This is a genomic window from Streptomyces soli (assembly GCF_003999195.1).
GTDB lineage: Bacteria > Actinomycetota > Actinomycetes > Streptomycetales > Streptomycetaceae > Actinacidiphila > Actinacidiphila soli.
Genome location: NZ_RJVR01000141.1, coordinates 26,834 through 40,751, shown reverse-complemented (window position 1 = coordinate 40,751; position 13,918 = coordinate 26,834). Strand labels below are relative to the sequence as shown.

Genomic DNA, 13,918 nt, shown 5'->3' with positions numbered 1-13,918 from the left:
CGAAGCGCTGATGAGTGGTCCGGTATGTCTGAGTCAGACCCAGGTCGTGGAACATCGCTCCGACGTAGAGCAGTTCCGGGTCAGGCTTCAAGCCGCGCCGTAGCCCTTGCAGCATCCCGAACAGGTAGACCCTGCGAGAGTGGTCGAACAGCAGCGGCGGCTCAGCTTCGCGGACCAGTTCCGTGGCCTCGGCCGCAAGCCGCGTATCGGGGATTTCAATGCCCGCGATCTTCTCGCCCACAACTCATTCCCTCCTCCACTCGGTCCCCAGGGACGCGCATGCACGCCGTACCCACGGAGCCAAACTCGAAGGTGCCAATTCCGCTGAGGCGGCAAGCGTGGCGCTCACCCTCTGAAAGATCTCATCAGATAACTATTTCACCATTGTAGGCATCTGTCCTGTCGTGCCACCCGCCCAACGTGGGGCGTCCTCGACCTCCTGGACGTGCTGAAGGACGCCGACTTCGCGACTGGCTTCACCGACGAATTCGCCTCGGTGGCCGCCTACGACCGCATCGACCGCGCCACCCTCCAGCGCCGGCTCCTGCTCGCCCTCTTCGCACTCGGCACCAACATGGGCATCCGGTCCATCGTGACGACCGGCGAGCCGGTCGCCGTGTCACGCACCGTAAACGGTGCTCTGCCTACCTCGCCGGCGGCGTAGGGGTTCGCGGTTCGCCGTGTCCACGGACAGCGGGCCGTGGCTGTCCGAGGTCATGCGGTCACCTTGGCGACGAACGCGGAGATGTTCGTCACGGTCCGTTGGATCCTCTCCTCCAGAGTGATCGTTTCGTGGAGCCGTGCGCCGACGCCCGCGTCTTTCTTGCCTCGCACGTACAGCGAGCAGGAGAGGTTGCTGCATATTTGAAGTGCTCTCCCGGCTGACGCCGGGAGGTTCCTGCTTACCTTGCGGCAGCGGGCTTGACGCGCTTCGCGCGCCTGACGACTGCCCTCCCGGCAGCCGGGATGAGCGCGGGGCCCATCCGGTACAGGTGCAAGACGTTCCGGGCTGCGTTGTGGTCGGCATTGCCGAACCAGCCGCAGTCGGGGTTCTTGCACACGAACAGGGCCTGGGTCTCCCGGCTGCCGGGTGTGACGAAGCCGCACGCGGAGCAGCGCCGCGAGGTGTTCGGGGCCGGGACCTTGACCAGGGTGCCGCCTCGCCTGGCGAGCTTGTACGTCAGCATCGTGACCGTACGGCCCCATGCTTGTGCGCTGATCGAGCGGTTCAGGCCCGACTTGCGGGCGACGTTCCTGCCCGGCTCCTGGATGGTTCCGCTGGCGGACTTGACCATGTTGGTGATGGTGAGTGCTTCCACCACCACGACGCTGTACGTGCGGGCGATGTCGGTGGTGGTCTTGTGCTGCCAGTCCAGTGCCCGGCGCTTGGCTTTCGCGCGGAGTCCTGCGATCTGGTCGTAGGTGTGGTGCAGACGGCGGCTGGTGCGTTCGCCGGGCTTGCGGTGCTTCTTGCGCCGTGCGGCGCGCCGTTCCAGGCGCAGGAGCTTGGCCTGCTCGCGGTCGGTCAGCCAGGGACCGTGCTTGTTGGTGGTGCCGTCGGACAGGGCGATGGGAACGGTGACGCCGACGTCGATGCCGACCTCAGGGCCGGTGTGCGGCTGCGGCGCGGGCTCCAGGCTCTGGACGCGGAATGCGATGTGCCAGCCGAGCGAGTCCTTGATCAGTCGTGCCCCGGTGATCCGGTTCTCCGCGCCTGCACGCTTGCCGACCGGAAGGTCTTTGGTCCACCGGAAGCGGACCCGGCCCACCTTGGGAATGTTGACCATGCCCCAGCGTCGGTGCACGCGGGTGATGTTCAGGTCGCGGCCCTGCGGGATGTCCACGGACATCACCGTGCGGAACCGGCCCTTGAAGGTCGGGGCGTCGGCGCGGCCCTCCCAGCAGTTCTTCCACGCCTGGAAGTACGTCTTGAGTACCGCTTGCGCGGCCTGGGCGGGCAGGACGGCCAGGAAGTCGATGTCCTGGCGGGCTTGCCGGATCGCGGCGTCCGCGTTCGGATGAGTCCGCATGTGCTTCGGCATCATCCGCCACCACGCGTGGAGAAGATTCCACATCGTGCGGGCCGCGTGCGCCTGATCATCCGCCGTGCGAACCCCGGCAGGAGACAGCGAAAGCCGGGCACGGTGCCCGAACTGCCGCTTGACCAGGGTGTCTTGACTCACAACCGAGAGCATAACATTGGTTTATGTCACCGCGCTGGAATCCTAATCCCGACGTACGCACCGGACGTCACGTCGTCTACAACCTGCACGTTCACTTGGTTTTTGTCACGAAGTACCGGCGGAAGGCATTCACCGACGCCATGCTGACCCGCACCGAAGAGATCATGCGCGAGGTCTGCGCCGACTTCGAGGCCGAGCTGAAACAGTTCAACGGCGAACAGGACCACGTCCACCTGCTCGTGCACTACCCGCCCAAGGTCCAGCTCTCCAAGCTGGTCAACTCCCTCAAGGGCGTCAGCTCCCGCAGGCTCCGCCAGGAGTACGACAGCCACGTCCGCCGGTACCTGTGGGGCGGACACTTCTGGTCCGGCTCCTACTTCGCAGGATCATGCGGCGGGGCACCCCCGACCGTCGTCAAGCAGTACATCGAAAACCAGCAGCGTCCCGTCTGACCGTCACCCCGAAGACGCAGAGCACTCCGGCGCTTCGCGCCTCCGGGCCAAGGATGGCCTTCACCCCCGCCCTGAAGGGCGGAGCACTGGCCAAGATCAGAGGTAGACGCCCACCGAGTTGCCCTGCTGTCCGGCTTTCCCCGCCTTCGGCGCGACCATCAGGGAGACGCCGCCGGCGTGGGTGGTCACACACACCAAGCACATGCTGCGCCGCATCTGCCAGGAGACAGGGCTGGGGCAGCGCGCCGCGAGGGCCCTTGGGCGGCCGTCCAGCTCGGTTACCAGGTAGGCGCGGTCGGGGGCCTATGGATCTCGCCAGCCGAGATAGTCCAGGTCGTCCCAGGGCCGGTCGGCCAGATCGCGCGGGACGGACAGACGCTTCGCCTCGCCCTTGGTGCAGTTCACGAACGCGGCACGGATCTCTTGCTCAGTCAGCGGCTTCATAATAGCTAGGACGACGACGGCCCACCGACCCCTCTGGTCAGGTGCAGGGGCTGGGATGTGGTCAGCCCACATGCTGTCGCGGATGTTGCGAATCCAGTCGGGCTTCGGGGTGAGGTCGAGGAGGACCAGCATGCCCAGCGTGACTCCACCGGCTGCTGAAGGACGCCCACGCCCGCGAACTGCCGGCGAGGTGCGGGCGGCCGAGGCGCGGGCCTGAGCCCGGGGCGTCAGGACCGGTCCGGCTCCGGTTCCGTCAGCAGCAGTTCGAGTACGGGCAACGCTGCGAGCAGGGTGCCGCGCTGCTCGGGGGTGAGCCTGGACACCCGGCGGGCCAGCAGCTCGGAGCGCTGCCGCCGCACCCGGTCGAGCAGTTCGGCGCCCTCGTCGGTGATACTGACCAGCCAAGAGCGGCCGTCGGACGGATCGGGCTGCTTCCTGATCAGCCCGGCGGCGGCCAGCGGTGCCACGGTACGGGTCAGCGACGGCGCCGCGACCTGCTCGTACGCGGCCAGTTCGCCGATCCGCAGCGGGCCGAACTCCTGGGTCCTGGCCAGCGCGGACAGCTGCGCATGGGTGAGGTCGAGGCCATTGCCGGACGCCTGGGCAAGCTGACGGTGGAGCCGGGCGACGACCAGCCGCAGCCGGGCCACGGAGGCGGACGACGACGAGGTGAGCGCGGCTGGGGTGGGTTCGGCCTGGGTGGGCGCCCCACGCCCGTCGGACTGGGTCATGGCGGGGCGCCTCCTCGGCCTTAACGGTTCAGTTCTGCGTACTCGTACTGCGACGGCCGCGGATCAAGGACGCGCCCGCCGCGACCAAGGACATCACGATCGCCAGGCCGAATACCACGACCAGTCCATCGTGGAACGGACCGGAAATCAGGTGCGGGAAGAACTCCCGCCCGGTGAGCGTGTGCGCGTTGGCCGGCGCGAGCTTGCCCAGCAGATCGGGGCCGAGCAGTTGCTGGATCGGGTTGTAGCCGAGGAACGCGGCGAAGAGCGTACCGACCGGCGGCAGGGCGGCGACCTGATGGGCGTTGGCCGCGGGCACGCCCTGGGCCATCAGTCCGGAGCTGAGGGTGTGCGGCAGCGATCCGGCGAGGCCGGCCACCATCAGGGAGAAGAAGACGCCGATGGACAGCACCATGCCGGCGTTCTGGAAGGTGGCCCGCATACCTGAGGCGGCGCCGCGGGCCTCGGCGGGCACGCTGGCCATGATGATCGAGGTGTTGGGCGCGGCGAACAGGCCGCCGCCGAGCCCGTTGAGGAAGACCACCAGGGCGAAGAGCCAGTAGCTGAAGTCGGTGGGGAGCAGCAGCAGGCCGCCGAAGGAGGCGGCCATGACGACGAAGCCCGCGGAGGCGAAGAGCCTGGCGCCGTACCGGTCGGACAGATAACCGGCGATGGGTCCGGCGGCGAGGAAGCCGACGGTCAGCGGCAGCAGGTAGATGCCGGCCCACAGCGGCGTGTTGGCATAGTCGTAGCCGTGCAGCGGCAGCCAGATGCCCTGGAGCCAGATGATGAGCATGAACTGCAGCCCGCCGCGGGCGATGGAGCCCAGCAGGGTGGCCGCGTTGCCGCCGGCGAAGGCCGCGTTGCGGAACAGCTTCAGCGGGAACATCGGCTCGGCGACCCGGGACTCCACCAGGCAGAAGACGAGGAGCGTGGCGGGGCCGCCGATCAGGCCGGCCAGCACCCAGGGGTTAGTCCAGCCCATGGTGTGGCCGCCGTAGGGCTGGATGCCGTAGGTGATGCCGGCCAGCAGCGCGGTCAGGCCGACGGCGAAGGTGATATTGCCCCACCAGTCCATCTTCGCCGGGCGGCGCACGCCGGTGTCGTGCAGCGAGCGGTACGCCCAGACGGTGCCGATCAGGCCGATCGGCACATTGACCCAGAAGATGGAGCGCCAGTTCCACTCGGCGAGCAGGCCGCCGAGCACCAGGCCGATGAAGGAGCCGGCGATGCCGGCCACCATATTGACGCCGAGCGCCATGCCGCGCTGTTTGGCCGGGAAGGCGTCGGTGATGATCGCCGCGGAGTTGGCCATGAGCATGGAGCCGCCGACGGCCTGCGCGACGCGCCAGCCGATCAGCCAGAGCGCGCCGCCCCCGCCGTGCATCGGGTCGACCGAGAGGATCACCGAGGTCACGGTGAAGATCAGGAAGCCCGCGTTATAGATCTTGACCCGGCCCAGCATGTCGCCGAGCCGGCCGAGGGTGACCACCAGGACCGCGGTGACCAGCATGTAGCCCATCAGCATCCACAGCAGGTAGCTGACGTTCCCCGGCTGGAGCGGGTCGAGGCGGATGCCGTTGAAGATGGCGGGGAGGGAGATCAGCACGATCGAGGAGTTGATCGTCGCGATGAGCATGCCGAGCGTGGTGTTGGACAGTGCCACCCACTTGTAGTGCGGATGGTCGGCGGCGATCCGCGGTGTCCGCCGCTGTATTCGCGTGGTCGCGCCTTCTTTGGTCGCCATCTGGACGGTCTCAACCCCATGTGGAGAGGTACTTAACTTAGGTTAAGTAACTCTATCATCAGCGGCGGCGGCGCAGGATGCCGCGTAGTGTTCACCGGCTCCGGCTCCGAGGCCGACAACCTCGTGTGCCGCTCGAAAATACGATTCGGCCCCCGTGAGCTCCGGTGATGTCGTGCGGTCAGGCGCCTTACGTTCTTGGACGGGTCGATCGAGCCATTACTCGACGCCGCCGTACGGGACGCCGAGCGGGGCATCCTGGCCATCGAGCCCACCGCCGCACGCTTCCGGGGCACCGACATGCCCGTCACCCCCGAGGCGATCACCGCCGCCGCCGTGCCCGCCGCCGGTCGGGCTTCTGGAGTGGTGATCCGTTATGCCGCGAGTGACTTCCGCCGCGGCATAACGGGGGTCGGTACCCCCGCTACTGCCCGGCGCCGGCATCCGAAGGAGCGAAGTGGAAGGGCGTGCCGAGGCCCCGGGCCTGCGCCGTCCGCAGCACCAGTGCGGCCATCGCGGTGTCCACAAAGGCGATCCCGACCGAGTCGAAGATCACGCGCCGGGTCCTGCCCGCGTCGCCCGGCAGCGCCACCGCCCCGGTGATCACCGATCCCAGATCGCCCAGGACCGCGCCGGCGGAGCCGTTCGGATGGAAGGCGACCTCGCCCACCCGGGTGACCGCCTCGGGGTCGTCGGCCACGATGACCGCGTCGGCGAGCACGTCGGGGGCCAGTTCGCGCTTGCCGGGGGAATCCGCGCCCATGGCAAGCAGCAGCGCGCCCTCCCTGAGGTCCGCCGCCGAGACCAGCGGGGACCGCGACGGGGTGCACGTCACCACGACGTCCGCCTGCGCGGCCGCGGCGCCGGGGGTGTCATGGACCTGGACGGGCACCGGCCGGCCCGCGGCCCGGGCCAACCGCTCCGCGCCTTCGCGGTCCCGCCCCCAGACATGGAAGGCACCGACCTTGACCTCGTGCGGAAGGGCGTCCAGGAAGCCGCCCGCCACCCTGCCGGTGCCGAGCACCGCCACCGAGCAGCCGTCCTGCGCCCCCAGCGCGCCGGCTGCGACCACGGCGGTGGCCGCGGTGCGGTACGCCGTCACATCCGCCGAGTCGAGCACGGCGCGCAGGGTCACCTGGTCGGGATCGAAGACCAGGATGACCCCGAGGGCGCGCGCCGCGTCGGGGCGGAGGTTCGCCTTCACGGAGAGCAGGGCGGGGTTGAGCAGCCCGCCGGCCTTGAGGTGGAGCGAGCCGGTCGCCATGCCGACCTGGGCCGCGGCCGGCTGCATGATGCCGCCGGTCGCGGCGGCCCGGAAGGAGTCGCGTACGGCGCTGATGGTGTCCGGCCAGGTGAGCACGGACCTGACGTCGGGTCCGCTGAGCAGCATGGTCGCCTGCGGGGATTCGGATACGGTCATCGGACGGACGTCCTCGGCTCTCGAGTGGTGGTCGCGGAAACGGGCCGGGGAGCGGCGGCCCGGCGCCGCTCCCCGGTTTTGTGCGGTGGTACGGGGATCGCAGGCGGGGTCCTCATAGGCTGTGGCGCATGGCGTCGACGGCGATCCGCTGCACGACGCGGCCTCCGCGGACCCCGTACACCTCCGCCTGCAGGTCCATCCACACGCAGACGTGGATCGGCAGGACCTGCACCTTGTCCCCCACTGAGGGCATCGGCAGATCGTCCCGGGCGTCCATTACGCCGTGTTCCTCGGACAGCCGGGTGAAGACCACTCCCGGGCGGTGACGCAAGTGACCGTGCCCGTAGGTGGCGTCCTTGGTCGGTGTCAGCGTCTTGCTGCCCGCGTCGATCGTGACGCGCCGGCCCGAGGTGCTCACGACGGTGGCGAGCACGGTCGCGGCGAGGGCGTCGGGGGTGCAGGCGTGGCGGCCCAGGGTGCGGAGGTCGTTGTAGACGTAGGTGCCCGGGCGGATCTCGGTGATCCCGTCGGCCGCGGTGAGGTAGGCGGAGGTGATGGAGGAGCCGGCCGAGACGACCCGTACGTCCAGCCCGGCGGCTTCCAGGTCCTCACGGACGCCGCCCATCACCATGGCCTCCTGGCGTCCCACGGCCTCGATGCCGAGTTCGTCCGACGCGTCGTGGCTGTGTCCGGCGTGTGTCATCACCCCGCGGAACTCCAGCCCCTGGGACCGGGCGACCTCCTCGGCCAGCTTGACCGCCGCGGCGGGGTCGGCGCCCACCCGGTTCATGCCGGTGTCGACCTCCACCAGTACCGGGATGGTCCGGCCGGTGCTGCGGGCCAGTTCGCAGTACCCCTGGACGACCTCGGAGGAGTCGGCCACCAATGACACCGTGATGCCGTCGCCGGCGGCCCGCCGCACCAGCGGGGCGATGCGCTCCAGCTTGCGGCGGCCGACGAGCGGATAGGCGACCAGTACGTCACGCACGCCGCCGGCCGTCATGGCGAGCGCCTCGCTCGCCCCGGAGACCGTGATGCCGACCGCTCCGGCCGCCAGTTGCCGTTCGGCGACGGTGACGCTCTTGTGGGTCTTGGAGTGCGGGCGCAGGGCCAGGCCCTGGCGGTTCGCGAACGCCTGGTAGCGCTCGATGTTGGCGTCCACCACATCGAGGTCCACCAGGACGGCGGGGCTGTCCAGCCGGTCGTCATCTATGTCGACCGGCAGCCCGACGTCGTCGGACAGCGCCACCGGGAGCGTCCGAGGCACCATGTCCCGTGCATTCACAGCGCGATCACACCCGTCTTGAGCTGGCCGAAGCCGCGCAGGCCCTCGGCGCCCTTTTCCCGTCCGTGGCCGGACTGCTTGAACCCGCCGAAGGGCAGCTCGACACCCCCGGACGCGCCATAGGTGTTGACGAAGACCTGGCCGGCCATCACATCACGGACCATCCGGTGCGCGGTCCCGACGTGCGTCGTCCACACCCCCGCCACCAGGCCGTAGTCGGTACCGTTGGCCAGCGCCAGCGCCTCGTCCAGGTCCTTGAAGGTGGAGGCCACCAGCACGGGGCCGAAGATCTCGTCCTGGCCGAGCGGACCCGCGGGATCCACGTCGTCGATCAGCGTCGGCTGGACGAAGTAGCCGTCGCCGTAACGTCCCCCATTCAGCGCCTCGCCGCCAGTCACCACGGTGCCCGAGGAACGGCCCTGCTCCAGGTACGAGAGCACCCGCTCCCGCTGCGGCCCGGAGATGAGCGGTCCGAGTTGCGGGTCCTCCAGCGCGGGGCCGATCTCGGTGGCGGCGAAGGCCTTGGCAATCCGGTCGATCACCTCGTCATGGATCTGCTCCTGGACCAGTAGCCGGGATCCGGCAGAGCAGGTCTGGCCGGCCATCTGCAGGATCGAGTTGACGATGACCGGGACCGCCCGGTCCAGGTCCGCGTCGGCGAAGACGATGTTCGGCGACTTGCCACCCAGCTCCATGGTGACCGGGATGACTCGCTGCGCGGCGGCCGTACTGATGATCCGTCCCACCTCCACCGAGCCGGTGAAGGAAATGTGGCCGATGCCGGGGTGCCGGGTCAGCGCCGCGCCGGCACTCTCGCCGAGGCCGGTGACCACGTTGAACAGACCGGTGGGCAACCCGGCCTCAACCGCCAGCCCGGCGAGGCGCAGCGCGGTCAGCGGCGCCTCCTCGGCCGGCTTGAGCACCGTCCCGTTGCCCATGGCCAGAGCGGGCGCGATGGAGCGGGCGAGGATCTGCATGGGGTAGTTCCACGGGGTGATGTGCCCGGTGACCCCGTGCGGCTCCCATGAGGTGTAGATCAGATTAGACGCGTTCAGCGGCACCGTGCTGCCGGAGAAAGTCTCGATGGCGCTGGCGTAGAAGTCGAAATAACGGGCCGTCAGTTCGGCGTCGCGCAGGCCCTGCGCCAGCGGCTTGCCGGTCTGCCTGCTCTCCAGCCGGCCGAGTTCATCCTGGTGGTCCAGGACGAGCTGCCCGATGCGGCGCAGCGCCGCGGCCCGCTCGGCGACTGCTGTCAGCCGCCACGCCCGGCCCGCCTGCTGTGCGGCGGCGACGGCGACGTCGACCTCGGCGGGCCCGCAGTCGGGGGTGGACGCGAAGATCTCACCGGTGGACGGGTCCTGGATGTCCACCTGTCCGGATGCCTGGACTGGCTCACCCGCTATCAGCGCGGGGTGGCTGCTGGTCATTGTTTCTCCTCATGAACTGGTCAGGCGGGCCGGAGGGTGCCGACCGCCAGGCGGTTACTGCGTCAGGTGTGGGCGAGCTGCGTCAGCAGCCAGGGCAGCACGGAGTCCTGGGCGGCGAGCAGCGCCCCGGTGAGTGGGGCGAAGTCGCCCAGCACGCTGGGCAACGGCAGTGCGCCGATCTGGTCGGCGCTGCCGGCACGATGGGTCATCTCACGTTGGAGTACCTCGTATCCCCCGGCCAGTCCGCCGCCGAGGACGACCGCCTCGGGGTCGCACATCGCCTGCAACCGCTGCACGACATCGGCGATCTCCCAGGCGGCCCAGGCGACCACCGCGCGGGCGGCGGCGTCGCCGTCGCTGGCCGCCGCGAACAGCCCGAGCCCGTCCTGGACGGCGGACTTCCCGCCACGGATCGCGTACTGGGCCACCAGGCCGTCCGTGACGAGGCATTCGCCCAGGGTCCGGCCGGGCAGCCGCACCCCCTCGGACTGGCTCACCGGCCACTCGGCGATCCGGCCGAACCGGCCCCGGCCCCCGGTCAAGGACCTGGAGTCGACGGCCATGCCGACCCCGATGCCCTTGCCGATCTCCAGCACGACCACCGAGCCGACACCTGGGACGGTGCCTACGCTGCTGCACTCGGCCAGGGCCGCCAAGTGGTCGTCCTGGTCGACCACCACTTCGCAGCCGAGTCTTTTCCGCAGCTCACCGGCGAGCGGGATGCCGTGCCAGTTCAGATGCCGGGGCGGCCGGTGCAGGACCCCGGTCTGCGGGTCGACGGCGGACGCGATACCCACTCCGACCGCCGCCAGGCTGTCCGGCCGCAGACTCGCCTCGTGCGCCATGCCGAGGATCTGCGTGATGATCCCGTCGACCAAGGACTCCGCAATGGAGGAGGTCGGCATCGTGCGTGAGATCAGCACCCGCCCGTCCAACGACGCCAGGGCGAGTCTGGTCGACTCGTTTCCCACGTCGAGGCCGCCGACCACGCCGGACTCCCCCCGTAGCCGAAAGACCGCCGGGGGGCGGCCGACCCGGCTCTCGTCCGCCACCGGGGCCGCCTCGGAGACGAACCCCAAGGTACCGAGTTCCGAGACGAGCCGGTGCACGGTCGGAACCGCCAGGCCGGTCAGGCGCGCAAGATCCGACCTGGGCAGGCTGCCATGGGCGCGCAGTTCGGCGAGCAGGCGCACCATGTTGGCGACGCGCATGTCCGACGGCACATGGCTCTCCAGGCCGGCGGGACGGGAGGACCCGCCGGCGGCCGAGCCGGGCAGTGACGAGGGCAGGCCGGGATGGAGCCGCAGCATCTTCACTTGGCGGTGAAGCCACCGTCGAGCACCAGGGAGCTCCCCACGGCGAACGAACTATCGTCCCCGGCCAGGAAGAGCGCGCCCTGGGCGATTTCCCGAGGGTCGGCGACCCTCATGATGGGCGCCCACGACGCCTGCTCGGCGGCCGTCTTCTCCGGGTCGAGGCTGTTGTCGACCTCGGCCTGGAGCAGCGGCGTACGGGTGATGCCCGGGCATAGCGAGTTGACCCTGATGTTGTGCTGGATGAGATCCACCGCGATGGACTTGGTGAACATGATCACCGCGCCCTTGCTGGCGTTGTAGGCGGGAGACTCCGGAACCGCGACGATGCCCATCTCGGAGCCCAGAGTCACGATCTTGCCGCCGCCCTGCGCGATCATGTGCGGCACCGCGTGCTTGACGAGGGTGAACATGCCCTTGACGTTGGTCGTCAGGACCGCGTCCCACTCCTGCTCGGTCAGCTCCATGATCGGCATGACACTGGTGATGCCCGCGTTGCACACCAGCACATCGAGCTTGCCGAAGCGGGTGATCGCGGTCTCGACCATCCGTCCCGCGTCCTGCATGGATCGCACGTCGCCGGCCACACCGGCGACCTCGCCGTACTCACCCAGCTCCTTGGTCACCGATTCCAGCGACTCGGCGTTGATGTCGCTGACGACGACCTGACAGCCCTCCTCAAGGAAGAGTTGGGCGATCGCCCTTCCGATGCCTGAGGCGCCGCCGCTGATGAGCGCCGTGCGACCTGTGAGTTTGCCCATGGGAAAGCTCTCCTGTCATGTGCCGTGAAGCGGGGTGTTGTCACGGCCGCCGTTTAGTTTCTTACTGAGTAATAATAAGTCAGACGCAGGGGTCGGGCAAAGTCCTCGGGGAATCCACCCTGGAACCGGCTACCCACGCTCGGCGGCCACGGCGTCCGCCACCTCGTCCGGACGCGCGTGCTCCGCGACGCCCTCCGCCTCGACGAACAGGACGGTGCCGAGCCGCTTGATGGAGTCGGCTCCCCGGCGCCTGAGCACGGTCAGCCAGCCGATCGAGGCCAGCACCCAGCCGAGGACGACCCACGGGAAGACGTTGAGGGGAGCGGCCGGCCAGGGGTGGAGGTTGAGCCACATCGCCGCGAGGAAAGTGACGCTGGACAGCGCCGGGAACAGCAGGTGCTTGATCCAGGAGAACTCCGACCGGTACCTGCGCCAGATGAAGACGGGCAGGGCGACGTTGGTGAGAACGAAGATCGGCAGGATGCCCATGGAGGAGAGGTAGCCGAGGTTGCCGAAGGCCGCCATCGGACCCCACGCCGCGCCGGCCGAGATGCCGATCAGCAGGGTGAAGACCGAGTAGACGATGATCGCCACGTGCGGGGTGCCGTGCTTGTGGTGGGTCCGGCCCAGGGCGCGGGGCAGCAGTCCGTCGCGGCCCAGCGAGTAGAGGATCCGGAAGTTCGCGGTGTGGATGGCGAGCAGCACCGCGACGATCGCGGACACCGCGGCCAGGTCCACCACCGTGGCGTACCAGTTGCCCATGTAACGCTCGGCGAGCGCGTGCAGCGGAGCCGTGGCGCTGGCGATCTGATCGACGTGCGAGGGACCGTAGCCGACGATGATCGCGTAGACCGCGAAGACGAACCACAGACCGGTGGCAGCCACCGATCCGATCAGCGCGATGGGCAGGTTGCGGCGCGGATTGCGCACCTCCTCGGCGACGGTCGAGCAGGACTCGAAGCCGAAGAACGTCATGACGATGAAGACGAATGCCTCTCCCAGTCCGCCCACTCCGGTCGGCGAGTGGGTGGGGGTGAAGGCCTGCGGCGCCTGCCCCTCCGCGCCGCCGCGGATGATGATGAGCAGCAGCAACACACCGACAACCACCACCTCGGCGATGAGGAAGGCTATGTCGAACTTCATCGAGGTGTGCACGGAGTACCAGGCGAGGGCCCCCACGAACACGACGACCAAGATCATCAGTACCCACCACGGGACACCGATCCCAAGGTCCTGCTTGAGTACCTGACTCACGAAGCCGCCGAAGAGATTGGAGTTCAGCGGACTCTGGAGCGCGTAGGCGAACATCAGGAGCATGCCCGCGACGAAGCCGACGCTGGGACCGATGGACAGCGTGATGAACTTGTAGAACGTGCCGGCGGCGGTCACCCGCTTGGTGAACTGGGCCAGCGTGGAGGCCATCAGGCTGATGCCCACGGTGCCGAGGATGAAGACGAACGGAGAGGACAGGCCCGCCTTCCCCGCCACGAGGGCCGAGATGAACAGCACCCCGATGGTCGGGGAGATGAAGGCCAGCGACATCCCCAACGCGCTCGGCAGGCCGAGCACATTTCTTCTGAGCTCGTTCGCGGGTTCAGCCCCGGCATCCGATGGATCGATCATGGGCATGGATCCTCCTGAGGAGTTTTTTGTGAACCATAAGAAAAGAAGTCGCTCCCGGCAATAGCAAACATGTAACCAACACATTTCCTCTAGCTGTGTCCGATTGGTTACTGTTCGTGCCCGGCCGTGGGGGCGCGACGGCCGGCCCGGGGGCTGGGTGCGCCTGCCGACCGCCCGGAGGCCCGCCAACCGGGCGGGCTTGCGAGCGGTCCGGCATGATGCCGGGCGGGCGGCGCTGCGTCCGTGGACACCGACTGCACATGGCAGGCCTTACCTGCGGACTTTCCCGCCCTGGCGGATGGTCCGAGGCTTCATGGCCCACCCCAACTACCACCAAACACCCCGACCTTGGCGAGACAACCCAGGCCACCCCGGCCGACCAGGTCGAGCGCGTCCACCGCACAGCAGTCCTCGCCCGCCGTCTCCGGCAGGCCCGCTGCGGTCAGGGCCTCGCGCAGTTCGTCCACGCTCGGCGCCCCGTCCGCCTCGCCATGGGCGCCCCTATACATGCGACACGAAACATGGCCGACTGCCG

14 protein-coding genes and 1 pseudogene are annotated in these 13,918 nt (G+C 68.9%); 2 read left to right on the top strand and 13 right to left on the bottom strand.

All coding sequences use genetic code 11. From position 1 onward, the window contains the following. Window positions 1–241 (bottom strand): HD domain-containing protein (locus tag EFK10_RS12760; protein WP_127355827.1); only part of this gene is annotated, 241 nt, incomplete at its 3' end. A 204-nt stretch (window positions 242–445) separates the two neighbouring features. On the opposite strand from EFK10_RS12760, the gene EFK10_RS12755 reads away from it, so the two are divergent. Beyond that, a complete protein-coding gene (locus EFK10_RS12755; protein WP_240677186.1) occupies window positions 446–664 on the top strand; it encodes a Tn3 family transposase in 219 nt (72 codons plus the stop codon). A 50-nt stretch (window positions 665–714) separates the two neighbouring features. On the opposite strand, the gene EFK10_RS50035 is transcribed toward EFK10_RS12755, so the two are convergent. Beyond that, window positions 715–864, bottom strand: coding sequence for an FBP domain-containing protein (locus EFK10_RS50035; RefSeq protein WP_407647066.1), 150 nt, complete (start codon window positions 862–864; stop codon window positions 715–717). Window positions 865–902: 38 nt separating this feature from the next. Beyond that, window positions 903–2,183: an RNA-guided endonuclease InsQ/TnpB family protein gene (locus EFK10_RS50030; RefSeq protein WP_240677185.1), complete on the bottom strand. Its 1,281-nt coding sequence runs from the start codon at window positions 2,181–2,183 to the stop codon at window positions 903–905. Between the two features lie 23 nt (window positions 2,184–2,206). Between EFK10_RS50030 and tnpA the strand changes: the two genes are divergently transcribed. Then, window positions 2,207–2,635: an IS200/IS605 family transposase gene (tnpA, locus tag EFK10_RS12735; RefSeq protein WP_127355826.1), complete on the top strand. Its 429-nt coding sequence runs from the start codon at window positions 2,207–2,209 to the stop codon at window positions 2,633–2,635. Window positions 2,636–2,734: 99 nt separating this feature from the next. On the opposite strand, the pseudogene EFK10_RS12730 reads toward tnpA, so the two are convergent. From EFK10_RS12730 to EFK10_RS12685, 10 genes and pseudogenes are all read right to left on the bottom strand, one after another. Then, window positions 2,735–3,079, bottom strand: a pseudogene (locus EFK10_RS12730) (FBP domain-containing protein); the annotation flags it as partial. Window positions 3,080–3,306: 227 nt separating this feature from the next. After that, complete coding sequence (locus EFK10_RS12725) at window positions 3,307–3,810, bottom strand: MarR family winged helix-turn-helix transcriptional regulator (protein ID WP_127355825.1); 504 nt, start codon at window positions 3,808–3,810, stop codon at window positions 3,307–3,309. A 28-nt stretch (window positions 3,811–3,838) separates the two neighbouring features. After that, window positions 3,839–5,557: an MFS transporter gene (locus EFK10_RS12720; RefSeq protein ID WP_127355824.1), complete on the bottom strand. Its 1,719-nt coding sequence runs from the start codon at window positions 5,555–5,557 to the stop codon at window positions 3,839–3,841. Window positions 5,558–5,978: 421 nt separating this feature from the next. Further along, window positions 5,979–6,974: an ornithine cyclodeaminase family protein gene (locus EFK10_RS12715; RefSeq protein WP_127355823.1), complete on the bottom strand. Its 996-nt coding sequence runs from the start codon at window positions 6,972–6,974 to the stop codon at window positions 5,979–5,981. A gap of 112 nt (window positions 6,975–7,086) precedes the next feature. Beyond that, window positions 7,087–8,244, bottom strand: a complete 1,158-nt coding sequence (locus EFK10_RS12710) for an alanine racemase (protein WP_127355822.1) — start codon at window positions 8,242–8,244, stop codon at window positions 7,087–7,089. Between the two features lie 11 nt (window positions 8,245–8,255). Next, entirely contained in the window at window positions 8,256–9,686 is a 1,431-nt protein-coding gene (locus tag EFK10_RS12705) for an aldehyde dehydrogenase family protein (RefSeq protein ID WP_127355821.1), read from the bottom strand. A 62-nt stretch (window positions 9,687–9,748) separates the two neighbouring features. After that, complete coding sequence (locus tag EFK10_RS12700; RefSeq protein ID WP_127355820.1) at window positions 9,749–10,996, bottom strand: ROK family transcriptional regulator; 1,248 nt, start codon at window positions 10,994–10,996, stop codon at window positions 9,749–9,751. A 2-nt stretch (window positions 10,997–10,998) separates the two neighbouring features. Next, the gene (locus EFK10_RS12695) at window positions 10,999–11,760 is read right to left on the bottom strand and encodes an SDR family NAD(P)-dependent oxidoreductase (RefSeq protein WP_127355819.1); all 762 of its coding nucleotides are present in this window, start codon (window positions 11,758–11,760) and stop codon (window positions 10,999–11,001) included. A gap of 129 nt (window positions 11,761–11,889) precedes the next feature. Next, window positions 11,890–13,383, bottom strand: a complete 1,494-nt coding sequence (locus EFK10_RS12690) for an APC family permease (RefSeq protein ID WP_164835961.1) — start codon at window positions 13,381–13,383, stop codon at window positions 11,890–11,892. 311 nt (window positions 13,384–13,694) lie between these two features. Continuing rightward, entirely contained in the window at window positions 13,695–13,892 is a 198-nt protein-coding gene (locus EFK10_RS12685) for a hypothetical protein (RefSeq protein ID WP_127355817.1), read from the bottom strand. Window positions 13,893–13,918: the final 26 nt, after the last annotated feature.

Excerpts from the sequence above, each read along its gene's own strand:
- tnpA (WP_127355826.1), top strand. The coding sequence starts at position 2,207 with ATGTCACCGCGCTGGAATCCTAATCCCGACGTACGCACCGGACGTCAC.
- EFK10_RS12725 (WP_127355825.1), bottom strand. The coding sequence starts at position 3,810 with ATGACCCAGTCCGACGGGCGTGGGGCGCCCACCCAGGCCGAACCCACC.
- EFK10_RS12720 (WP_127355824.1), bottom strand. The coding sequence starts at position 5,557 with ATGGCGACCAAAGAAGGCGCGACCACGCGAATACAGCGGCGGACACCG.
- EFK10_RS12715 (WP_127355823.1), bottom strand. The coding sequence starts at position 6,974 with ATGACCGTATCCGAATCCCCGCAGGCGACCATGCTGCTCAGCGGACCC.
- EFK10_RS12710 (WP_127355822.1), bottom strand. The coding sequence starts at position 8,244 with ATGGTGCCTCGGACGCTCCCGGTGGCGCTGTCCGACGACGTCGGGCTG.
- EFK10_RS12705 (WP_127355821.1), bottom strand. The coding sequence starts at position 9,686 with ATGACCAGCAGCCACCCCGCGCTGATAGCGGGTGAGCCAGTCCAGGCA.
- EFK10_RS12700 (WP_127355820.1), bottom strand. The coding sequence starts at position 10,996 with ATGCTGCGGCTCCATCCCGGCCTGCCCTCGTCACTGCCCGGCTCGGCC.
- EFK10_RS12695 (WP_127355819.1), bottom strand. The coding sequence starts at position 11,760 with ATGGGCAAACTCACAGGTCGCACGGCGCTCATCAGCGGCGGCGCCTCA.
- EFK10_RS12690 (WP_164835961.1), bottom strand. The coding sequence starts at position 13,383 with ATGATCGATCCATCGGATGCCGGGGCTGAACCCGCGAACGAGCTCAGA.
- EFK10_RS12685 (WP_127355817.1), bottom strand. The coding sequence starts at position 13,892 with ATGTATAGGGGCGCCCATGGCGAGGCGGACGGGGCGCCGAGCGTGGAC.